The sequence below is a fragment of the Streptomyces sp. NPDC093795 genome, from assembly GCF_044764665.1.
Taxonomy (GTDB): Bacteria; Actinomycetota; Actinomycetes; order Streptomycetales; family Streptomycetaceae; genus Streptomyces.
Genome location: NZ_JBIWIO010000008.1, coordinates 295,786 through 315,324 on the forward strand (window position 1 = coordinate 295,786; position 19,539 = coordinate 315,324).

At 72.9% G+C, this 19,539-nt stretch carries 19 protein-coding genes; 7 read left to right on the forward strand and 12 right to left on the reverse strand.

All coding sequences use genetic code 11. From position 1 onward, the window contains the following. Position 1: 1 nt before the first annotated feature. Positions 2 to 187 carry a hypothetical protein gene (locus tag ACIRB7_RS22820; protein ID WP_403601574.1) on the forward strand — a complete coding sequence of 62 codons (186 nt, stop codon included), beginning with the start codon at positions 2 to 4 and terminating at the stop codon, positions 185 to 187. 21 nt (positions 188 to 208) lie between these two features. Here ACIRB7_RS22820 and ACIRB7_RS22825 read toward each other — a convergent pair whose 3' ends face one another. The 5 genes from ACIRB7_RS22825 to zapE all read right to left on the reverse strand — a co-directional run bounded on the left by ACIRB7_RS22825 (position 209) and on the right by zapE (position 5,224). Continuing rightward, positions 209 to 1,063, reverse strand: a complete 855-nt coding sequence (locus ACIRB7_RS22825) for a polysaccharide deacetylase family protein (protein WP_403601577.1) — start codon at positions 1,061 to 1,063, stop codon at positions 209 to 211. An 86-nt stretch (positions 1,064 to 1,149) separates the two neighbouring features. After that, positions 1,150 to 2,052, reverse strand: coding sequence for a PPK2 family polyphosphate kinase (locus ACIRB7_RS22830; RefSeq protein ID WP_403601580.1), 903 nt, complete (start codon positions 2,050 to 2,052; stop codon positions 1,150 to 1,152). A gap of 105 nt (positions 2,053 to 2,157) precedes the next feature. Beyond that, the gene (locus ACIRB7_RS22835; RefSeq protein WP_403601583.1) at positions 2,158 to 3,537 is read right to left on the reverse strand and encodes an alkaline phosphatase PhoX; all 1,380 of its coding nucleotides are present in this window, start codon (positions 3,535 to 3,537) and stop codon (positions 2,158 to 2,160) included. A 142-nt stretch (positions 3,538 to 3,679) separates the two neighbouring features. Then, positions 3,680 to 4,105: an OsmC family protein gene (locus ACIRB7_RS22840; protein ID WP_403601585.1), complete on the reverse strand. Its 426-nt coding sequence runs from the start codon at positions 4,103 to 4,105 to the stop codon at positions 3,680 to 3,682. Positions 4,106 to 4,138: 33 nt separating this feature from the next. Continuing rightward, on the reverse strand, positions 4,139 to 5,224 hold the full coding sequence (gene zapE / locus ACIRB7_RS22845) for a cell division protein ZapE (protein ID WP_403601588.1): 1,086 nt from the start codon (positions 5,222 to 5,224) through the stop codon (positions 4,139 to 4,141). Between the two features lie 36 nt (positions 5,225 to 5,260). Here zapE and ACIRB7_RS22850 point away from each other — a divergent pair, with 36 nt between their 5' ends. The 6 genes from ACIRB7_RS22850 to ACIRB7_RS22875 all read left to right on the forward strand — a co-directional run bounded on the left by ACIRB7_RS22850 (position 5,261) and on the right by ACIRB7_RS22875 (position 10,572). Beyond that, on the forward strand, positions 5,261 to 6,082 hold the full coding sequence (locus tag ACIRB7_RS22850; protein ID WP_403601591.1) for a pyrimidine reductase family protein: 822 nt from the start codon (positions 5,261 to 5,263) through the stop codon (positions 6,080 to 6,082). A gap of 105 nt (positions 6,083 to 6,187) precedes the next feature. Then, positions 6,188 to 6,670: an indole-3-glycerol phosphate synthase gene (locus tag ACIRB7_RS22855; protein WP_403601594.1), complete on the forward strand. Its 483-nt coding sequence runs from the start codon at positions 6,188 to 6,190 to the stop codon at positions 6,668 to 6,670. 160 nt (positions 6,671 to 6,830) lie between these two features. Further along, complete coding sequence (gene murC, locus ACIRB7_RS22860; protein ID WP_403601596.1) at positions 6,831 to 8,222, forward strand: UDP-N-acetylmuramate--L-alanine ligase; 1,392 nt, start codon at positions 6,831 to 6,833, stop codon at positions 8,220 to 8,222. A gap of 28 nt (positions 8,223 to 8,250) precedes the next feature. Further along, positions 8,251 to 8,658 carry a peptide-methionine (R)-S-oxide reductase MsrB gene (gene msrB / locus ACIRB7_RS22865; protein ID WP_403601599.1) on the forward strand — a complete coding sequence of 136 codons (408 nt, stop codon included), beginning with the start codon at positions 8,251 to 8,253 and terminating at the stop codon, positions 8,656 to 8,658. Positions 8,659 to 8,732: 74 nt separating this feature from the next. Continuing rightward, positions 8,733 to 10,229, forward strand: a complete 1,497-nt coding sequence (locus ACIRB7_RS22870) for a hypothetical protein (RefSeq protein ID WP_403601602.1) — start codon at positions 8,733 to 8,735, stop codon at positions 10,227 to 10,229. A 13-nt stretch (positions 10,230 to 10,242) separates the two neighbouring features. Beyond that, entirely contained in the window at positions 10,243 to 10,572 is a 330-nt protein-coding gene (locus ACIRB7_RS22875) for a hypothetical protein (protein WP_403601605.1), read from the forward strand. 30 nt (positions 10,573 to 10,602) lie between these two features. Here ACIRB7_RS22875 and ACIRB7_RS22880 read toward each other — a convergent pair whose 3' ends face one another. The 7 genes from ACIRB7_RS22880 to ACIRB7_RS22910 form a co-directional block, all read right to left on the reverse strand. After that, the gene (locus ACIRB7_RS22880; protein ID WP_403601608.1) at positions 10,603 to 11,946 is read right to left on the reverse strand and encodes a protein kinase; all 1,344 of its coding nucleotides are present in this window, start codon (positions 11,944 to 11,946) and stop codon (positions 10,603 to 10,605) included. Further along, positions 11,943 to 12,971, reverse strand: a complete 1,029-nt coding sequence (locus ACIRB7_RS22885; protein WP_403601610.1) for a PP2C family serine/threonine-protein phosphatase — start codon at positions 12,969 to 12,971, stop codon at positions 11,943 to 11,945. The genes ACIRB7_RS22880 and ACIRB7_RS22885 overlap by 4 nt, the downstream gene beginning before the upstream one ends. After that, positions 12,965 to 13,633: a tellurium resistance protein gene (locus ACIRB7_RS22890; RefSeq protein ID WP_403601845.1), complete on the reverse strand. Its 669-nt coding sequence runs from the start codon at positions 13,631 to 13,633 to the stop codon at positions 12,965 to 12,967. Before ACIRB7_RS22890 ends, ACIRB7_RS22885 begins: the two co-directional genes overlap by 7 nt. A gap of 131 nt (positions 13,634 to 13,764) precedes the next feature. Beyond that, a complete protein-coding gene (locus ACIRB7_RS22895; protein WP_403601613.1) occupies positions 13,765 to 13,926 on the reverse strand; it encodes a hypothetical protein in 162 nt (53 codons plus the stop codon). After that, positions 13,923 to 15,557, reverse strand: coding sequence for a hypothetical protein (locus ACIRB7_RS22900; RefSeq protein ID WP_403601616.1), 1,635 nt, complete (start codon positions 15,555 to 15,557; stop codon positions 13,923 to 13,925). The genes ACIRB7_RS22895 and ACIRB7_RS22900 overlap by 4 nt, the downstream gene beginning before the upstream one ends. A gap of 136 nt (positions 15,558 to 15,693) precedes the next feature. Then, positions 15,694 to 18,288, reverse strand: coding sequence for a GTPase-associated protein 1-related protein (locus tag ACIRB7_RS22905; RefSeq protein ID WP_403601619.1), 2,595 nt, complete (start codon positions 18,286 to 18,288; stop codon positions 15,694 to 15,696). After that, entirely contained in the window at positions 18,285 to 19,538 is a 1,254-nt protein-coding gene (locus ACIRB7_RS22910) for a hypothetical protein (RefSeq protein WP_403601622.1), read from the reverse strand. Before ACIRB7_RS22910 ends, ACIRB7_RS22905 begins: the two co-directional genes overlap by 4 nt. Between the last annotated feature and the right edge of the window lies 1 nt (position 19,539).

The following is a 19,539-nucleotide window of genomic DNA, read 5'->3' on the forward strand; positions in this document are numbered from 1 at the left end:
CATGAGCGAGTCCATGACGTACTGCGCCCCCGAGCCCGGCCCGAAGCCCGAACCGGCGGCCGAGGGACCGTTCGCCGCGTGTGTGCTGTGCCAGGAGCCGACCGAGTACGCGGAGTCGACGAAGGGCATCACGCTGTGCCCGGTCTGTGAATGGCAGGAGGCCGAGCGCAACGCCTGCTCCGGCTGAGGCGCGGGGCGGTGCGTCGCGTCAGCGGTTCATGAGCTCGGAGACCTTCACGAAGCGGTAGCCGCGGGCCCGGAGTTCCGGGACGATCCGGCGGATCGCCCGCTCGGTGACGGGCGCGGCGCTGCGCGTGCAGTGCAGGACGACCAGGGAGCCGGGCTTCACCCCGTCGACGACCTGTTCGGCGACGGCGTCGGCGTCCTTGGCGAAGGCGTCGCCGCTGACCACGTCCCACTGGACCGCCGTCACCCCGGCGGGGGCGAGCGCGCGCAGGGCCGCGTCGTCGTAGCAGCCGCCGGGGAAGCGGAAGTACGGGACGACGTTGACGGCCCCGGCGTCGCGGAAGGCGTCGAAGGCCCGCTGGACGTCGGCCGTCATGTCGGGGCTCGCGACGGTCGGGAGGCCGTAGCAGGGGGACGCGAAGGCGTAGTGGCTGTAGGAGTGGTTGGCGATCTCGAAGAGCGGATCGCCGCCGATGGACTTCGTCTGGTCGGGGTACTCCTCCGCCCAGCGGCCCGTCATGAACACGGTCGCGTCCACCTTGAGCCGGCGCAGGGTCGCGATGAGCTCCGGATTGTCGAAGCGCTCGCCGCGTGCGGCCCGGGGCCCCTGGTCGGCCGTCATGTCGGCGTCGAACGTGAGCGCGACGACCTTCTCGGCGCCCTTCGCGCGGCGCTCGTACACGGGGGTGAGACCGCCGGGCCCCGGCGCCATGGTCGGCGGCGCGGCGGGGACGCGCGCGGGCTTCGGTCCGGCGGCCGTGGCGCCGGCCCGGGGGGACGGGCTCCCGCTGGCGGTCGGCTTCTTCGGCGGGGCGGTGTCGGCGGCGCCTCCGCCGCAACCGACAAGGACGGCGCCCAGAAGACCAAGCGTCGCCATTCTTCGTACAGAAGTGTTCACGATCGGAAGTTATCCGATCAATGTGGCTCAAGCTCGCGACGCGGCAGCAGCGCCACCCGAGTCCCTCAGGTCGCCAGGAGCCGCCGCCTGTACTCGTCCACGTCGTAGTTCCCCGGCGGGTACCTCGGGTCCAGGGCCTCCAGGTGCTCCAGGAGGAGTCGGCTGATCGCCCAGTTGCGGTACCACTTGCGGTCCGCGGGGACCACGTACCAGGGGGCCTCGTCCGTCGAGCAGCGTTCGAGGGCGATCTCGTAGGCCTCGCGGTACGCCGGCCAGAGCGCGCGTTCCTCGATGTCGCCCGGGTTGAACTTCCAGTGCTTCTCGGGGTTGTCCAGGCGCTCCAGGAGCCGCCCGCGCTGTTCCTCGTACGAGAGGTGGAGGAAGACCTTGACGACGGTCACGCCGTCCTCCGCGAGGGACCTCTCGAAGCGGTTGATCTGCTCGTAACGGCGACCGAGCTGCGCGCGGGGGACCAGCTCCCGCACGCGCGCGATGAGGACGTCCTCGTAGTGCGAGCGGTCGAAGATGCCGATCTCGCCCGGTGCGGGGAGCGCCTTCATGATCCGCCAGAGGAAGGGGTGGTTCCGTTCCTCCTGGGTCGGGGCCTTGAAGGCGTGGATGCGGCAGCCGGACGGGTTGAAGAGGCCGATCACGTGCTTGACCGTGCCGCCCTTGCCGCTGGTGTCCATGCCCTGGAGGACCAGGAGGACCCGACGGCGGTCACCGGCCGTGCTCGACGCGTACAGACGTTCCTGGAGGTCCGCGAGGCGCGGCGCGAGGGCGGCGGTCGCGGCCAGACCGGCCGCCTTGTCGGTGGGACCCGCCGGGACAGCCGAGGGGTCGTACGCGGTGAGGTCGACGCGCTCGCCCTCGGGGACGCGCAGCACCTCCCGGAGGGCCGGTTCACGTTCGGGTTCCACCTCCGGGCGCGGTCCGCGCCGCTTGCCCGGTCCGTCGTTCTTCGGCATCCCGTTCCCCTTCCGCCGCCTCGCCGCCCGTCTTCCCCCGATCCTGCGACGGAACCCGGCCGCCCGCGAGCGCGGGCGGCCGGGTCGGAAGGGCAACGGCTCAGGTCAGCACCACGGGCCCGTCACCGCGTACGTCGTCCCCGGGGTGTAGCAGTTCACGTACATCGTCTGCCGGTCGGGCGAGAAGGTGACGCCCGCGAACTCGCCCCACTCCGGGGCCTCGGGGGTGCCGATGTTCCGCGCGCCCCGGGCGAGCGCGTACACCTCGCCCTTCCTGCTCACCCCGTAGACGTGCTGCGCCCCGTCGCCGTCCTCGCACACCATCAGGCCCCCGCTCGGCGCCAGACAGATGTTGTCCGGTGACTCGCCCGGCAGCTGGATGTCGGTGCTCGGGCCGAAGACGACGACGAGCGTGAGCCGGCGCCGGTGCGGCTCGTACTTCCAGACCTGCCCGAAGTGCGTGCCGCCGGAGCCGTCCTTGACGCGCGCGAAGGAGGACACGAAGTACACGGCGTTCCCGCCCCAGTAGCAGCCCTCCAGCTTCTGCGCGTGCGTGATGCCCTTCGGGCCGAAGTCCTGGAGCCTGATGGGGGTCTCCACCGCCTGCGGATCCGGTACGGGGACCCACTCGACGCCCTCGAAGCGGGCGCCCGTCTCCTGGATCAGCGAGAGGTCCGGCACGCCCGGCACCCGCATGGCCTCCAGGGCGCCGCCCGCGCGCAGCGAGCCGGTGCCGCCGAGCGGCTTGTGGGGGAGGAAGCGGTAGAAGAGGCCGAAGGGGCGCTGGAAGGCGTCCTCCGTCTCGTACACGATGCCGCTCGACGGGTCGATCGCGATCGCCTCGTGCTGGAAGCGGCCCATCGCGGTGAGCGGGACGGCCCCGGTGCGGCGCGGGTCGGCGCCGTCGACCTCGAAGATGAAGCCGTGGTCCTTGGTGTAGCCGTTCGTCCCGGCCTTGTCCTCGTTCTCCTCGCAGGTCAGCCAGGTACGCCAGGGGGTGGGCCCGCCCGCGCAGTTGACGGCGGTGCCGGCGATGGCGACCCGCTCGCCGAGGACGTTGTTCCGGCCGTCGAGTTCGAGGGCCGTGCAGCCGCCCTTGGCGGCCGGGTCGTACGTCAGGCCGGGGACGGTCGGGACGCCCGCGGCCGCGGTGCTCCGGTTCTCGTGGTTGCGGACGAGGTGCGTACGGCCTCGGCGGCCGGCGAAGGCGGCCATGCCGTCGGGGTTGCCGGGGACGTGGCCTTCGCCGGAGCGGAGCGGTTCGCCCTGCCGGGAGAGGACCTTGTAGCGGAAGCCGGCCGGGAGGTCGAGGAGTCCGGCCGGGTCGGGGACGAGGGGGCCGTAGCCGCCCCCGTTCCCGTGGCCGCCCCCGCTCCCGGCGGCGGCCGCGCTGCCGGCGAAGAGTTCGGAGAGGGCGCCCGTGAAGGCGATACCGACGGCGGAGGCGCCGGTGCGGGACAGGATCTGACGTCGTGTCGCGGACATGAGGCAACCACTTTTCCTGTTGGCGGACAGGGGGTGTGCGGTGACGTGTGACCCGCATGTGTGTATCACGCACGGTGGTGACACGTGAACCATGCGGGCCACAACTGCCTTGTGTGGCGCCTGTTTCGATCCGCGGTGGCGATCAGGCCAGTTCGGCGGTGAGGGTGATCGTCGTGCCCGTGAGCGCCTGGCTGACCGGGCAGTTCTTCTTCGCGTCCTCCGCGAGCTGCTTGAACTGGTCCGCGTCCAGGCCCGGGACCTCGCCGCGCGTGGTCAGGTGGACGCCCGTGATGCCCTCGCCCGGCTGGAAGGTCACGTCGGCCTTGGTCTCCAGGCGGGTCGGCGCGCTGCCGGCCTTGGCCAGGATGTTGGAGAAGGCCATCGAGAAGCAGGAGGAGTGCGCGGCGGCGATGAGCTCCTCGGGGCTCGTCTTCCCGTTCGGTTCCTCGGTGCGGGCCGGCCAGGAGACGTCGTAGGAGCCGAGACCGGAGGAGTCGAGGGTGACGACCCCGGAACCCTTGAGGAGGTCGCCCTGCCAGACGGTGTGTGCGTGACGCACGGTGGCCATGTGAATCCCTTTCGATCGGGTACGGCCCCCAAGTTACTGCGCCACAAGCCCCTTCGCGTCGCGGGCGAGCGCGGTGAGCCGGGAGATCGCCCGGAAGTACTTCTTGCGGTAGCCGCCGTTCAGCATCTCGTCGCTGAACAGTTGGTCGAAGGGAAGGCCGGAGGCGAGCACGGGTATCTCGCGGTCGTAGAGCCGGTCGGCCAGGACGACGAGGCGGAGCGCCGTCGACTGGTCGGGGACGGGCTGGACGTCGGTGAGGCAGACGGCGGTGAGGTCGTCGGTGAGCGCTCCGTACCGGCTCGGGTGAACCCTGGCCAGGTGTTCGAGCAGGTGCGGGAAGTCGTCGAGGGAGGCGCCGGGCGTCGCGTACGCGGTCTCCGTGACGACCTGGTCGGAGTGGGGCGCCGGGGCCTCGGGGAGGCCGCGGTGGCGGTAGTCCTCGCCGTCGATCCGCAGGGGCTGGAAGTGGGCGGAGAGGCCCTGGATCTCGCGGAGGAAGTCGGCGGCGGCGAAGCGGCCCTCGCCGAGCTTGCCCGGCAGGGTGTTGGAGGTGGCGGCGAGCGCGACGCCGGATTCGACGAGCTTGCGGAGCAGGCTGGACACGAGGACGGTGTCGCCCGGGTCGTCGAGCTCGAACTCGTCGATGCAGAGGAGACGGTGCTCGCCGAGGGTCTTCACCGTCTGCTGGAAGCCGAGCGCGCCGACCAGGTTGGTCAGCTCGACGAAGGTGCCGAATGCCTTCAGCGCGGGCTCGGCGGGGGTCGCGTGCCACAGCGAGGCGAGCAGGTGGGTCTTGCCGACGCCGTACCCGCCGTCCAGGTAGACCCCGCGCGGCCCGGTGGGGGCGGCCGGCTTCCTGGCGAACCAGCGGCGCTTCCCGGAACCGGATGCGTGTGCTCCGCCCAGGCCCTCGGCGAAGGAGCTCAGCGCCTTGACGGCGTCCGTCTGGCTGGGCTGGTTCGGGTCCGGGAGGTACGTGTCGAACCGTACGGAGTCGAAGCGTGGCGGCGGCACCATCTCCGCGACGAGACGGTCGGCGGGGACGTGGGGCTCTCGGGAGCAGAGCGAGAGCGGGGCCGCTGGGGCGGATGCGGCTTCGGTGAGGGCACGGGTCGACACAGTTCCCCACTGTAAGCGCCATGTCAGACTGCGAGGATGCGACGCCTGTTCCCTGTGACCTACACGACAGACCCCGCGAACGCAGCGGGGGCCGAGGCCGAGACCGCCACCGGGGAGGTGTCCGCCGCCGACCGGGAGTGGTCCCTCGACGAGCTCGCCGACGCCTATGCCTATCCCGCCCCGCCCGCCGGGCAGGACGCCTGGCTGCGGGCCAACATGGTCTCCTCGCTCGACGGGGCCGGGCAGCACGACGGGCGCTCCCAGCCGCTCTCCTCCGACACCGACATGCGGATCTTCGGCACCCTGCGGGCTCTCGCCGACGTCGTCGTCGTGGGTGCGGAAACGGTACGCCTGGAGGGTTACCGCCCGGCACGCGCGCGTGAGGCCTTCGCGGACCGCCGCGCCGCCGCAGGACAGGGCCCGGCGCCCGTGATCGCCGTGGTCAGCGCCTCCCTGGACCTGGACTTCTCCCTTCCGCTTTTCACCGGGCCGCTGGTGCCGACCCTGGTCCTCACCGGGGCGGCGGCCCCCGCCGACCGGGTCGCGGCCGCCCGTGCGGCCGGCGCCGAGGTCCTGGTGGCGGGCGACGGCGCGGGGGTGGAGCCGGCCCGTGCGAGGGCGGTGCTCGCGGAGCGCGGACTCCGGCGGCAGCTGACCGAGGGCGGGCCCCGCCTGCTCGGCCAGTTCGTGGCGGCGGACGTCCTCGACGAGCTGTGTCTGACCGTCTCGCCGACGATGACGGCGGGGGGCGCCCAGAGGATCGCCGGGGGGCCCGCGGTGGCGGTCCCGACACGCTTCGCCATGGCTTCCGTGCTGGAGCAGGACGGCTTCCTCTTCACCCGATACCGTCGGATCTGACAATCGGCGGAATTTGCCGTTCCGCTTTCCGTCCGCTGGGCACACTTATGTCGCAGACCCCGTGCGGGCACGGGGAAGGATGGTTTCCGCAGAAGGGCTCCTGAGGTGTTCACAAGCGTTCTCATGATCGAGAAGCCCCTGACGTCCGTCGACGTGGAGTTCGTCACCACACTGCACGGCGACGAGGGCGTGTCCTTCATCGTTCTGATGCAGCCGCGTGGTGACCAGGCCGATGTACTCCTGCGTGCCATCGACGACGTCGCCATGGGCGAACTGAAGGAAGCCGCCCGCGAGGGCGACGAACCGGAGGGCAAGGAGGCCAGAGTCCCCGCCGAGCTGGCCCTGGAGCACTCGCTCCAGGCACTGAGAGACGCCGGCTGCGAAGCGGTCGGACAGGTCGTCGAGGACCACCCGCTCAGCAAGATGAAAGCGGTCGTCGACGAGTCGAAGGCGGACGAGGTGATCGTGCTCACCGCCCCGCACTACGTGGAGGAGTTCTTCCACCGGGACTGGGCCTCCCGGGCCCGCCACAAGGTGGGCGTCCCCGTGCTCAAGCTCTTCGCCCACAGTGAGCAGGTGGACGAGTAGGCAGCCGCCGGACACCCGGGCCCGGGTCCGCGCCCCGTTGCAGGGGGTGCGGACCCGGGCCCCGTACGGCACAGGGCCCCGCCATGGCCAGCGGGGGCCACCCGGCCCGAGCCACTAGGCTGGGGCTTCCAAGCACGACGCACCCCGGGGAGAGATCCGCATGGCACCCGCCATCCCTGCCGCCATGGAACGGCCGCACTTCATCGGCATCGGCGGTGCCGGAATGTCGGGCATCGCGAAGATCCTCGCCCAGCGCGGCGCCAAGGTCGCCGGCAGCGACGCCAAGGAGTCCGCGACCGCCGAGTCGCTGCGCGCCCTGGGCGTCACCGTGCACATCGGCCACGCCGCCGAGCACCTCGCCGACGACGCCTCCGCCGTCGTCGTCTCCAGCGCCATCCGCGCCGACAACCCCGAGCTGGCCCGCGCCGCCGAGCTCGGCATCCCCGTCGTCCACCGCTCCGACGCGCTCGCCTCCCTCATGGACGGCCTGCGCGCGATCGCCGTCGCCGGTACGCACGGCAAGACGACGACCACCTCCATGCTGGCCGTCGCCCTCACCGCGCTCGGCCTCGACCCCTCGTACGCCATCGGCGGCGACCTCGCGGGCCCCGGCACCAACGCCCTGCACGGCGACGGCGAGGTCTTCGTCGCCGAGGCCGACGAGAGCGACCGGAGCTTCCAGAAGTACGACCCCGAGGTCGCGATCGTCCTCAACGTCGAGCTGGACCACCACGCGAACTACGCCTCCATGGACGAGATCTACGAGTCCTTCGAGGCCTTCACCGCCAAGATCCGGCCCGGCGGCACCCTGGTCGTCGGCGAGCACGCGGGCGCCCGTGAGCTGGCCCGCCGGGTCGCGGACCGCGAGGGCCTGAGCGTCGTCACGGTCGGCGAGACCGAGGACTCCGACGCCCGCATCCTGAAGATCGTCCCGAACGGGATGAAGAGCGAGGTGACGGTCGCCCTCGACGGCGTCGAGCACACCTTCACCGTCTCCGTCCCCGGCCGCCACTACGCCCACAACGCCGCCGCGGCCCTCGCCGCCGGCGCCCGCGTCGGCATCGACCCGGCCGAGCTCGCCCAGGCCCTCACCGCCTACACCGGCGTCGGCCGCCGCCTCCAGCTCAAGGGCGAGGCCAAGGGCGTCCAGGTCATCGACTCGTACGCGCACCACCCCACCGAGATGACCGCCGACCTGGAGGCCATGCGCGGCGCCGCCGGAGCCTCCCGGCTCCTCGTCGTCTTCCAGCCCCACCTCTTCTCCCGCACCCAGGAGCTGGGCAAGGAGATGGGCGACGCGCTGGCCCTCGCCGACGCGTCCGTCGTCCTCGACATCTACCCGGCCCGCGAGGACCCCATCCCGGGCGTCACCAGCGAGCTGATCATCGCCGCCGCACGGAAGGCGGGCGCCGACGTGACGCCCGTACACGACAAGGACGCGGTGCCGGACGTCGTGGCGGGAATGGCCGGCCCCGGCGATCTCGTTCTGACGATGGGCGCGGGAGACGTCACGGACCTCGGTCCGCGGATCCTCGACCACCTGTCGAAGTAGCGGTCGCAACAGCAGAGGGAGCGAGCTCATGGCGTACGACGTCGAGAAGCCGGACGAGCAGTGGCGTGCGGAGCTGTCCCCGGCGGAGTACCAGGTGCTGCGCCAGGCGGGCACCGAGCCCGCCTTCCGCGGTGAGTACACCGACACCACCACCCAGGGCGTCTACTCCTGCCGGGCCTGCGGCGCGGAGCTGTTCACGTCGAACGAGAAGTTCGCGTCGCACTGCGGCTGGCCGTCCTTCTTCGACCCGAAGGACAGCTCCGCCGTCGAGCTGATCGAGGACCGCTCCCACGGCATGCTCCGCACCGAGGTCCGCTGCTCCCGCTGCGGCTCGCACCTCGGCCACGTCTTCGAGGGGGAGGGGTACCCCACTCCGACGGACCAGCGGTACTGCATCAACTCGATCTCGCTGCGGCTGGAGCCCGAAGGCAGCTGATCATTCCCGCCGATCCGGGGGACACGGTGGGCGGACTTCCCTAGGGTGTGCGGTGACACACAGGGGGAGACCGCATGGCACGCAGAGCATTACCGTCGCTTCCGACCTACCGCAAGGACGCGGTGACCCGGCAGCTGTGCGCGCACGTCCACCTCGACGAGCACTTCGCCCACGAGGTGGACACCGAGCTCACCGCGGACCGGATGACGGCACTCGGACTTCCCCTCGGGATCCACCTGATCGCCCTCGCCCGCCACGCGCGGGCGGCGGTGCGCCGCTCCGAGCGGCGCGACCGCCTCCTGTCCCGCCTCTTCCTCGCCCTCTGGGCCGGTCTCGCCGTCCTGGTGTGGGGCGTGGTGAGCGGCAACGCCGTCGGCCTGTGGGCGGGCGGTGGGATCGTCCTCGGATCCCTCGCCGGCGCCTGGTGGGCCGTACACGCCACCCTGTCGGGGGCCTGGAGCGCGGCTCAGGACGTGTACTGGGGCACCGAACGCCCCGAGACCCTCGCCGACCCCGTCGAACAGGTGGCGGAGGACCGGCTCAGGACGCTCGCCAAGGCCAACGTGGTGCCGTACGCGGCCGCCGCCGCCCGCACCCACCCCTTCGTCGGCAGCGGCACGAAGATCAAGGACGTCGTCTGGCAGCCCATCGACGTCTCGCGGCCCGCCGAGGACCCCGCCAACCCCGGACGCAAGCTGACCATCGTCCCCTTCGACGCCGTGGACCTGCACACCTACGTCGCCAAGGAGATGGCGAAGATCGCGGGCCTCGAAGGGCTCCGCGCCCGCAACCGGCTCTACGTGTGCGGCGACCACGTCCCGCTCCTCGCCGACGAGCTCCTGGAGCAACCGCAGGGCCGGCCCCTCGCCCAGATCGACACCGACCTCGTACGGACCGGACTGCTCCACCCCGGGGCCGGGATGCGCACCTTCCTCAGCCTGGAGCGCGTCAGCGACGGCGGCCGGGTCATCGTGACCATGCAGCTGCGGGCCCGGCTCCACCACCCCAGCCTCTCCTGGGAGGTGCTGGTCTTCGTCATCCCGCCCGTGGACGACGCCGTCTACAACCTCGTGGGCTCCCTGCCGTTCCGCGGCTTCGAGCGGACCTGGAAGCTGCTCTCCGCCACCCGGCGCGCCTGGTGGCCCGAGCTGCGGGGAGCCGGGAGGCGCAACTCCGAGCGGCGGCGCCGCGCCCGGGCCAGGGTCCGTGAACTCAAGCACTGGCGCAGGGAGATCTCCGAGCGGCAGCTCGTCTTCGACCACGGGGCGACCGGGAGCATCCGGGAGAGCGTCTCCTCCTGGGACCAGATGCTGCACAACGACCGCGCCGACTCCCGGGACTACCTGCACCGGCTCCAGAGCGGCGTCCTCACCGCCACCGAACGGTTCCTCAAGGACCACCGGGTGGACACCAGTTCGTACGACCAGGCGGTGCAGGTGATCAGCACCCAGACGTACAACATCTCGGGCGACATCCACGGCAGCAACGTCGGCAACCACGGCGTCGTCAACCAGCACGGGGCGGGCGGACAGCAGGGCGCGCCGGCCCAGCACGGCCACGCCACCCCCTGAGCGAGAGGAACCCATGAACACGTACAACTTCCACGGCCAGGTGTCCGGGAGCAACATCGGGGACAACGGCCGGGTGGAGATCCACCAGTACGGCACGGACCCGGCGAGCGCCGTCGCGATGGCGGCCCGGCTCGTCCAGTGGCTCCGCGACGAGGAGGCGGCCCGCACCGCCGTCGAACAGGCCGAGGCGGTGCACGGCGAACTCGTCAGCGCCCAGCGCGAGCGGCGCCCCGCCGACCAGGGCCGTATCCGGTCCGCGTTCGCCGCCATCGAACCGTACGTGACCGTCGGCAGCGGCGGTCTCGCCCTGGTCCAGGGGATCGCCGGCATCGTCGGCATGTGATCCCCTGGCGGGCTCCCCGAAGGACAGGCGCTAGCGGGCGCGCACCTCGGCCTTGGCGCCACCGTCCAGTTCCAGGGCGAGCCCGGAGCGCAACGGCACCGTCTGGCCGGGGACGACCTGCTGGGTGGTGCCGTCGGAACGGGTGCCCGTCCAGGACGTGGAGGACCGGTTGGCGAGCCCGTACCGCCCCGGCTTCTGCGGATGCTCCACGAGCTCGGCCACCAGGCTTCCCTCCGAGTAGTCGTGCCGCGAGGGTTCCGGGCTCAGATGGTGCAGGTGGATCCGGGCGGCCCGGCCGAGCATGATGTGCCGCTCCGCCCTCGGCGGCGGGGTGGTCACCACGAGCCGGGGCGGCAGGACGAGGGTGCTGCGGCAGCCGTCCTTCCAGCAGGTGCCGGGGGTGGCCGCGCCCGGCTCCGTCATGTTCTCCCGGCCGCAGTTCGCGCACTCCACCACGGCGTCACGGACGGCCCGCAGCGCGTCCCGCCACTGCGACTCGCGGACCCGGGCCGACGGCTCCCGCAGCCCGACCGTGAAGTTCTGCACGAACAGCGCCTGCACGGACGGCGGCACCAGCGGCCACAGGGCGAGCACCGTGGAGTGCTCGACGGGGTCCGGCCGGTTGTCCGTGTACTGCGGGTCGAAGACGAACAGCGGCTCGCGGCCGTACAGCTTGCGCTCCGCGTTCTCGTCCAGGCAGTGGATGGCCAGCTCGCGGGCGCCCTTGAGCGGGTGGTGGTTCATCAGGAACATGAACAGCAGGACCGAGAGCGAGTGCAGGTCGCTCTGGGTCCCCGGCTGGGCGCCGGGGTCCCCGCGGACCAGCTCGGGAGCCATGAACCCCATGGTCCCGGAGATCCCGCTCTGGTCGCCCTCCACCACCGCGTTGTCGTTGTCGCAGACCAGGACCTCACCGGTGGCCGGGTCGAAGAAGATGTTGCCCCAGGAGATGTCCCGGTAGGCGATCCCCTTGGAGTGCAGCGCCTGGTACGCCTCGACCGTGTACAGACAGGCGGTGAGCAGGGCCCGGAAGGACGTGTTCACCGTACGCCGGAACAGCTCGGGCAGACCGCGGAAGCGGTCCGGCCGGACGTCCATCAGGTAGCCGAAACGGTCGACGCCCGCGCTGACGAGGGCCGTCGGCCAGAGGAACCTGTCGTCGTCGAAGTCGCGGGTCACCAGGTCCTCGACGACCCGGCGCTGCTGCGGGGTCGCGCTGTCCGGGTAGTACCACTTGAGTGCCTTGACGCTGCCGTCGGGCAGGCCGACCCGGTACACCTCGCCCTGGCCGCCTGAGCCGAGCAGGCGGTCGACGACGATCGTCTGCCCGCTGTCGGTGATCAGTGAGTCTCCGCTGTCGAGCATGCCGCTCATGGTCGTTCTCTCTCCTCGCAGTAGGGGATCCGCGGGTCGACGGGGCTGCTTTCCTGACCCTTCGCAGCCTCTTCGGACGTGGCTTCGGCGGGGGCGGGGGCGGGGGCCTCGTCCTCGGACGTGGATTTGTCGGTGGCGGGGGCTTGGTTGCCGGGGGCTTCGACGCCGGGGGCTTGGGCGCCCGGGGCTTCGGCGCCCGGGGCTTCGGCCGGTCGGCGGGCGAGGGCCAGGGTGGTGTCGTCGCCCGAGTGCCGGGACGCCTCGGCCAGCCACCGCGGGATGTCCTCGGCGACGCCGGGCACCCCCCGCTCGGCCAGCCGCCGGTGCAGCCCGGCCGCGAACTCGGTGAAGCCCTCGTCCGAGACGAAGCTCTTCGACAGGCCGTCCGTGGACAGCGCCACCAGCCGGGGAGCCCGCTCCGGATCGGGCAGCGGCTCCCAGTGCACCCGGACCGACCGCCACGCGTGCCGCATGCACAACGAGGCCGTCTCGTCGCCGAGTTCGGCCCGTACGGGCGCCAGCGGCATCCTGACCTCGCCGTCACCGTCCACCACGGTCAGCTCGCCGTCGCCCAGCTGCCAGGCGACGAACAGGTCCGGTGTGAGGACCGCGCCGATCAGGGTCGACCCGTACAGCCGGAGGATCGGCCCGGGGGACTTCGGGTCCTCGTCCGGGGTGGGATGACGGTCCCAGTGGCCGAGGACCCTGCCCTGCCAGTCCCTGACCAGCCGCTCCGGCAGCCCGATCCGGGCGTAGTCCCGCAGCCGCCCGCGCCAGCCCGCCCGGTCGCGGTCGGCCGACTTCGCGAACTCGCGTGCCCGCTCCGCGAACAGGTCCGTCGCGAAGTGCGCGCCGAGATGGCTCCGGGGGTACGAGGCCGAGCCGTGCCCGTCGGCGACGGTGAGGATCAGCGGATCCTCGGCCGTTCCGGCGCCGAGAACCAGACAACGGTCCTGGTTCCGCACCTTGTTGACGCCCTGGATGCTCTCGTGGAAGGTCTCCCAGGCCGGTGGGGCGGTCACCACACGTCGTCTTCGTCGTCGTCGTCGGCGAGGACGGGGGGCGCGTACGGCGCCGGCTTGACGGTGGGGTCGTTCGAGCCGGCCACGGGCTGGGAGGCCGCCTTGACCGCCGCCGTCGAGGCCCAGCGGATGGCGGCGGCCAGCTGCTTGGGGCTGTTCGCGTCGAGCGGGCGCAGCTCCGGGTTGGCCAGGAACTCCTGGAGCACGCTGCGGTCGGCGTCGGAACCGATCGCGATGGCGACCCGTACCGCCTTGCGGCCCCACGGGGTGGCTTCGATCGCCTTGAGCCCGGCGCGCCAGTCGTCCGTCGGCACGCCGTCCGAGACCAGGGCGATCACCGGCTTGAGGGCCCGCTCGGGCATCGGCGGGGTACGCAGCTCCCCGGCCACCAGGTGCAGGGCCTCGCCCAGGTTGGTCGTGCCGTCGGGCTGCACGTCCTGCCAGGTGAAGTCGTCCACCGCCACGGGGTCCTTGTGGTGCCAGCGGGCGGTGGTGGAGAAGGTGATCGTACGCAGCAGCAGCTGGGCGGCCGGGTTGTCGTGCGCCACCGAGCGCATCTCCGGGATCGCCTCCCGGATCGCGTAGTTCAGCTGCCCGATCTTCTCACCGAGCATCGAGTACGAGCAGTCGAGCAGCCAGATGAAGTGCACCGGGCGGTTCGCCATGGGGCCGCCGGGGATCTCGGTCACGAGAATCCTCCTGAGGGTGGGTAGGGATCGGACGAGGGGAAGGGAAGAAGAAGCGCGGGGGAGGGAGAGGGGACGGGGGGTACGGGGGAGGAGCGGCCGACGACCGGTCACCATGTCTCCTCCCACAGCAGCCGCACCTCCTCGACGAGGCCGGGCAGGGCGTACAGGACGCCGAAGGCGGCCGCCCCGAACACCACGACACAGGCCGTCACGAACAGCGTCATGACCGCCCTGCGGGACCGCGCCACGCGCGGAGTCACCACCGTCATCCCCGTCGAACCCCCTTCACCTTCGTGTCGGTACGCCGCCGCTGCCGGGGGATCGGCCCCCGTGACTCGACCAGCGCGCCGACCCGCAGCCCCGAGCGGGCGAGCAGCCAAAGGACCGGCTCCGCCGCCCGCCGCCGCTCGGAGTCCAGCGCTCCGGTGCCGGTGGCGGCGGAGGCGCTGATCGCCCAGAAGCCCGCCGCCTTGAAATCGTGGGTGAACCCGCGGACGAGGCCGCCGAGTCCGATGGCGCCGAGCCACTCGTCGACCCGCGCCCCCGGGGTGGGCAGCGACTCGATGCGGTCGAGGACGTCCCGTTTGGTGACCACGACGGCCACGGGCAGGTCACCACGGCCGCCGGTGAGCGCGGCGAGTTCGCCGGTGAGCCCCTGGTAGGTGTCGACGGGCCCCTGGGCGGCGGGCCGTGCCCCGTCGGCGAGGGTGTCGTCGGCGTCGTGCAGGGTGCGCCGTACCGTACGGTCGGCCAGGACGTCGACGACGAAGAGGACACCGTCGGCGTGCGCGAGGTACTGCTGTTCGCGCACCCGGTCGGCCTGGTGGAGCGACTCGCCCATCGGGTCGTAGAGGTACAGGAGCCGTCGGCGCCGACCCCTGCCCACCAGGATCATCCAGGCGCGCTGGTCGCCCTGGGTCTTGTGCGCCCAGTCGTTCTGGTCGAGCTGCCGGTCGAGCGCCTCGCCGTCCTGCTGGTCGGCGTCCGACGCGAACTCCATCCGGAGGTCCCCGCGCTCCGACCAGGAGCGGAGCCCCGCCACGACGGCTGCCACGAGCATCGTCTTGCCCGAGGACGAGCCGCCGATCAGGGGCACGTGGACGACCCGGGTGGTCCCCACCGACGGCGGCAACGGCCGTGCGCAGGAGGGGCATTCGGCGGGGGTGCGGCCCCGGCCCGAGAGGAGGGAGGCGGGGAGCCGGGCTCCGCAGCGGCAGGCGTGCCGGAACACCCCGTACCGCCCGGGCCGCAGCGAGGTGTGGACCTCCTGGCACTGTGGGCACGGGTGCGCCGCGAGCGGGAAGGGCCGGTGGCAGCCGGGGTGCGGGCAGACCGTCCGCACCCCGCGCAGCAGCAGCGAGCCGCGCTCAGCGGTCCGTATGACGGCGACGGTCAGGACCCAGGCCGTCCAGACGAGCGCGACGAGTACGGAGAACACGGTGAGGACCAGGGTGTGGAGCGCGGTGGCGAGCAGCGCGGCGACGGTCCCGCCGAGCGCGGTGCCGGGCGCCACGAGCCGCATGATCAGGCGGGTGAAGGCGTTCGCGCCCCGCCTGTTCGTGCCCGGCCGGCGGCCCCGGAAGAGCCGCCCGGCGACGGTGACCATCCAGTGCGCCCGCCACAGCGTCCACAGCGCGCGGTAGGAGCGGCGTACGACGCCGGCCGTGTCGATCCACGACTGCCGGGGCCAGTACGACGGGTGGGCCGGTTCCGTGCCGATCGTGAGGACCCGCTTGTCGGACCGCCCCGGCCGGAACGGGCCGAGCGCCTTTCCGGCGCTCCGGCAGGCCGTGGCCAGGAACACCCAGAACGCGTAGGTCACGCAGACCAGGAGGGCGGTCGCGCCCGTGACCGCCACGAGTACGTCGACGGTGGTCCCGGTGAGCTCGGCACCTGTCATGTCGACCGCCCCCTCGTCGGCTCGTTCGCCGTCAGCCCTCTCGCCGTCAGCTCGCTCGCGGTCAGCCCTCTCGTCCTCAGTTCCCTTGTCCTCAGCCCGCTCGTCCTCAGCCCGCTCGTCGTCGGCTCGTTCGTCGTCATCGGCCCCGCTTCCCGTCGGGCGGCGTCACGTCGCCCCGCCAGGGGGACGTCGGCGTCGCCGGTCTGCTGCCGCGTCGCCGGAAGAAGCGGCCCAGACCGCCGGTGGGCCGCTTCCACTCCTCGAAGTCGGCCGCGCGGTTCGCCGACAGACGCCCGAGCGCCTGCTCCACCGAGAAGACCTCCCCGTCGGTGAAGCCCTGGACGACGGGCCGCAGCACCTCGTCGAGGAGCGCCCGGCGCGTCAGGTCCCACCGGGGGCTCGCCCCGGCGTGGGCGCTCCAGTCGACGAAACAGTCCGCAGCCCGGCTGGGGGTCTCGCGCAGCACGTTGCGGAAGACCGGCGTACGGGCCGCCGAAGCGTAGGCGGCGATGAGGTCGCCGTCGTCGCTGCGGGCCAGCTCGATGAGCTCATCGCCCGGCCGCTCCCGGTCGAGGAGCCGCCGGGCGAGCACGGCCGTGGCACGGTTGCGGACGTTGGGCCGCGCGGACCCGGCGAGTGCCCGGACGCGGGCCGTCCAGCCGCCGCCCTTGCGCTGCTCCATGTCGTGGACGAGCGACAGCAGCCTCAGGTCGTCGAGGATCGAACGCCCGACGGCGTCGGGCGCGGCGGCGAGGAGCTGCCGGGCGAGGAGCGGGGCCTCCTTGTCGTCGGCCGGCGCGTCGACCGCCGCGGTCACCAGGTGGTCCCAGGTCCCGGCGGCGATGTGCTGCCGGGCCCCCGTCTCGCTCAGGAGCTGGGACGCCTCGGCTGCCGTCGGCACGCGGTCGTCCCAGACCAACGCGAAGGCCGTACGCAGGACCAGGGAGTTCTCGTGATGGGGCACCCCGGCGATCCGGAGCAGTTTGTGCAGCTCGCCGTTGCGGTCACGGAACCACGCCTGCTCCCGCTCGCGCTCCCGTACCCCGGCGCCGTCGGCAGCCCGTACGCCGACGCCGACCCCCTTACCGGCCCGTACGCCGGAACCGGAGCCGGAGCCGGAGCCGGACGCGCCCCCCGCGCCGCCCGCGCCTCCCGGCCGGAGTGTCGGGGCCGCCACGCACATCCGGAGGTGGGGCAGTGCCCCGGGCGCTCCGTCGGCCGGCAGTCGGGCGTCCCGCAGGGCGCGGGAGACGCCCGGCGGATCGTCGGAGGCCCGCGCGTCGAGCAGGACGGACACCTCGTCGCGCAGGGCGCCGGACTCGGCGAGCGCGTCCCGGACCGCCTCGGCGGTGGCGGTGCCCGGCCGGCTCAGGAGACCGTCGCGGAACCGCTCGGCGAGCCCGGCCGACAGATCCTCGTGCGCCACCCCGAGCAGCCGCGCCACCCGCAGCAGTTCGATGACCCGGGTCAGCGGCGTCAGCGGATCGCGCAGCGCCCGGCGCAGTTCCTCGCCGGACTCGGCGGCCAGTTCGCCCCGGTACGGCTCGGGCAGCGCCTCCGGAGTCAGCGGCGGCAGGGCGGTCGCCCCGCGTACGGCCCGGCTGACGAGCCGCGCGGTGAGCGGGGCCGTCAGGGCGACGGAGACACGCCCCCGCAGCGCCCCCAGGAGGTCCGCCAGGGTGTCCGACGGCAGTTCGGGCGCGCCGGAGCCGACATCGCACACGGCCTTGAGGAAGCGGGTGAGCGTCGCCTCGTCGAGGGCGCCCGGGTGGGCACGTACCCACGTCACCGCGTCCGTCCGCGCGTCCTCGGGCACCGGGATGCCCCGCGCCAGCGCGATCGCGGCCAGCGGTCCCGACGCGAACGGTTCCGCTCCGGCGGTCTCGGCGGCCCGGCGGAGGAGCCGGTGCGCTCCGGCGGCCCAGACGGCCGCCGCGGTGCGCGCCCAGGCATCGGCCCCGGCGGCCGGGGCGGCCGAGGGGTCGGAGCAGTCGTGGACGCTGTACCGGTGGGGCTGCCCGGCCACGGACCTGACGTCCTCCGGGCGTACCCCGATGATCTGCTGGCGGGCCTGCTGGGGACGCCGGGTGTACGTGGTGAACGTCAGGGCGCGGGCGAAGTCCCGGGGCAGCGCGGCGTTCGCCAGCATCACCCAGTGCGCGACCCGCCGGGTGTCCTCCTCCGCGAGCACGATCTGCGGGGCGTGCGGGGTCTCGGCGAGGCGCCGCAGATCGGCCAGGACGGCCGCGAGCCGGGGCAGCCGCTCGGCCGCGAACGCCGTGAGCTCCGCCTCGAGGCCGGCCGAGAGGGCGGGGGTGAAGGCGTCGAGCGCCGGTGGCGTGCCGTCCTCGGGGTAGTGGTCGGCCCACTGCGGCGCGCCCCACGCGGCGATCGGCGGCAGGTCGCCGGGCAGCCGGTCGCCCGCGGTCAGATGGACGGCGTGGGCGTGGAAGTTGCCCCATCGTCCGCTGTAGTCGGCGCCCGTGTACACGGTACGGCTGAGCAGTCCGCTGCCGTCGGAGAGCCGGGTGTAGCTGAACATCTCGGGGAACAGGGCGAGGTCCGAGGGCGTGGGGCGCGACGGGGCGTCCCGGGGCGGCTCGTACCCGATGAGCTGCTCGGCCTCGCGGAGTACGGACGAGGGGACGCCCGGGGTGACGGCGGTGAACCGGAATCCGGAACCGTCCGGTCCGGGCGGCGCCGACGTGTAGTGCATCTGGGGCAGGCTCATGCCGCGGACTCCCCCTTGCGTCCGCCGTCGCGCGGCGGCTTGGCGACCGGGATCAGACCGCGCCGCCCGAGGAGCCACAGGAGCGGGTCCTCGACGCGGACCGGCTGCGGACCGGACTTGGGCGCGTCGGCGGGGGCGTCGGAGGGCGGCGGGGAGCCGAGCGCGGACAGACCGAAGAGCGACACCGTGGAGAAGTCCCGCTCCAACTGCCGCCAGAGCGCCCCCGAGTCCCAGCCCTCCATCAGCGACCGGGTCTCCTCGTGGACGGCGAGCCGGTCGGCCTCGTCGAACCGGCCGCCGGAGTGCGGGGTGTTGCGCAGCAGCGGGGAGTGCGGGTCGAGCAGCGACCGCAGTGTGTCCGACTTGGTGACGGCGACGGCGAGCGGGGTGTCCACCCGGCCGCGCGAGCCGCTCCGGCGGTGCGAGCGCAGCTGGGTGGCGACGTCGGCGGCGATCTGCAGGGCCGGGGTCTCGCGCGAGGGCAGCGGCGGTCCGCCGTCCTCGGGCAGCGCGTCCCGTACCGCCCCCAGCTGGAGCGGGTCGACGAGCAGGATGATGCCGTCGGCCGCGCTCAGGTACTGGGTGTAACGGGTCATCGACTCGGCCGACTTGAGGTCCTCACCGGCCGCGTCGAAGAACACGAGCGCCGTGTGCCGGCTGCCCTGGCGGCCCTGCCGCGGCAGGCTCAGCCGGTACAGCAGCGGGTCGTTGAACCCGGTCGCGGCGGGCCGGGTCGCGCCGGGCAGCCGCAGCCGCTCGTACAGGTCCTCGGCCATCTCGCGGTCGCGGCGCTGGCTCTCGTCGCCCATGGCGGCCAGCGCCGCCCCGTACGCCTGCCCGACCCGGTGCCGCAACTCGTTGACCAGGACCGACACATAGGTGCTCTTGCCGGACGCCTTCGCCCCGATCAGCGCGATGATCCGGCTGTCCTGGGCGCAGTAGTCGCTGGGCAGGTCGCTGTGGCAGGCCGCGCACGTCCTGACGGGCGTGGCCACCCCGCAGCGCGGGCACTCGGCCCGTCCGCCGCCCCCACCGCGCAGCCTGCCGAGACCGCCGCGCGCGGCGAAGACCGGGCCTCGCATGTACGCGGCGGGGGGCGCCGCGGCGCCCGTGAAGCTCGCCCACAGGTCGTCCCGTTCGGGGTCGCAGGGGGTGCCCCCGCGCAGTCCGGTACGGGACATCAGACAGCGGTACGGGAGGCGCGAGGCCTGGGACCGGTCGAAGCAGTACGGGCAGATCACCGTCGTCATG

Excerpts from the sequence above, each read along its gene's own strand:
- ACIRB7_RS22820 (WP_403601574.1), top strand. The coding sequence starts at position 2 with ATGAGCGAGTCCATGACGTACTGCGCCCCCGAGCCCGGCCCGAAGCCC.
- ACIRB7_RS22825 (WP_403601577.1), bottom strand. The coding sequence starts at position 1,063 with ATGGCGACGCTTGGTCTTCTGGGCGCCGTCCTTGTCGGTTGCGGCGGA.
- ACIRB7_RS22830 (WP_403601580.1), bottom strand. The coding sequence starts at position 2,052 with ATGCCGAAGAACGACGGACCGGGCAAGCGGCGCGGACCGCGCCCGGAG.
- ACIRB7_RS22835 (WP_403601583.1), bottom strand. The coding sequence starts at position 3,537 with ATGTCCGCGACACGACGTCAGATCCTGTCCCGCACCGGCGCCTCCGCC.
- ACIRB7_RS22840 (WP_403601585.1), bottom strand. The coding sequence starts at position 4,105 with ATGGCCACCGTGCGTCACGCACACACCGTCTGGCAGGGCGACCTCCTC.
- ACIRB7_RS22850 (WP_403601591.1), top strand. The coding sequence starts at position 5,261 with ATGCGACGCCTGTTCCCTGTGACCTACACGACAGACCCCGCGAACGCA.
- murC (WP_403601596.1), top strand. The coding sequence starts at position 6,831 with ATGGCACCCGCCATCCCTGCCGCCATGGAACGGCCGCACTTCATCGGC.
- msrB (WP_403601599.1), top strand. The coding sequence starts at position 8,251 with ATGGCGTACGACGTCGAGAAGCCGGACGAGCAGTGGCGTGCGGAGCTG.
- ACIRB7_RS22870 (WP_403601602.1), top strand. The coding sequence starts at position 8,733 with ATGGCACGCAGAGCATTACCGTCGCTTCCGACCTACCGCAAGGACGCG.
- ACIRB7_RS22875 (WP_403601605.1), top strand. The coding sequence starts at position 10,243 with ATGAACACGTACAACTTCCACGGCCAGGTGTCCGGGAGCAACATCGGG.
- ACIRB7_RS22880 (WP_403601608.1), bottom strand. The coding sequence starts at position 11,946 with ATGAGCGGCATGCTCGACAGCGGAGACTCACTGATCACCGACAGCGGG.
- ACIRB7_RS22890 (WP_403601845.1), bottom strand. The coding sequence starts at position 13,633 with ATGGCGAACCGCCCGGTGCACTTCATCTGGCTGCTCGACTGCTCGTAC.
- ACIRB7_RS22895 (WP_403601613.1), bottom strand. The coding sequence starts at position 13,926 with ATGACGGTGGTGACTCCGCGCGTGGCGCGGTCCCGCAGGGCGGTCATG.
- ACIRB7_RS22900 (WP_403601616.1), bottom strand. The coding sequence starts at position 15,557 with ATGACAGGTGCCGAGCTCACCGGGACCACCGTCGACGTACTCGTGGCG.
- ACIRB7_RS22905 (WP_403601619.1), bottom strand. The coding sequence starts at position 18,288 with ATGAGCCTGCCCCAGATGCACTACACGTCGGCGCCGCCCGGACCGGAC.
- ACIRB7_RS22910 (WP_403601622.1), bottom strand. The coding sequence starts at position 19,538 with ATGACGACGGTGATCTGCCCGTACTGCTTCGACCGGTCCCAGGCCTCG.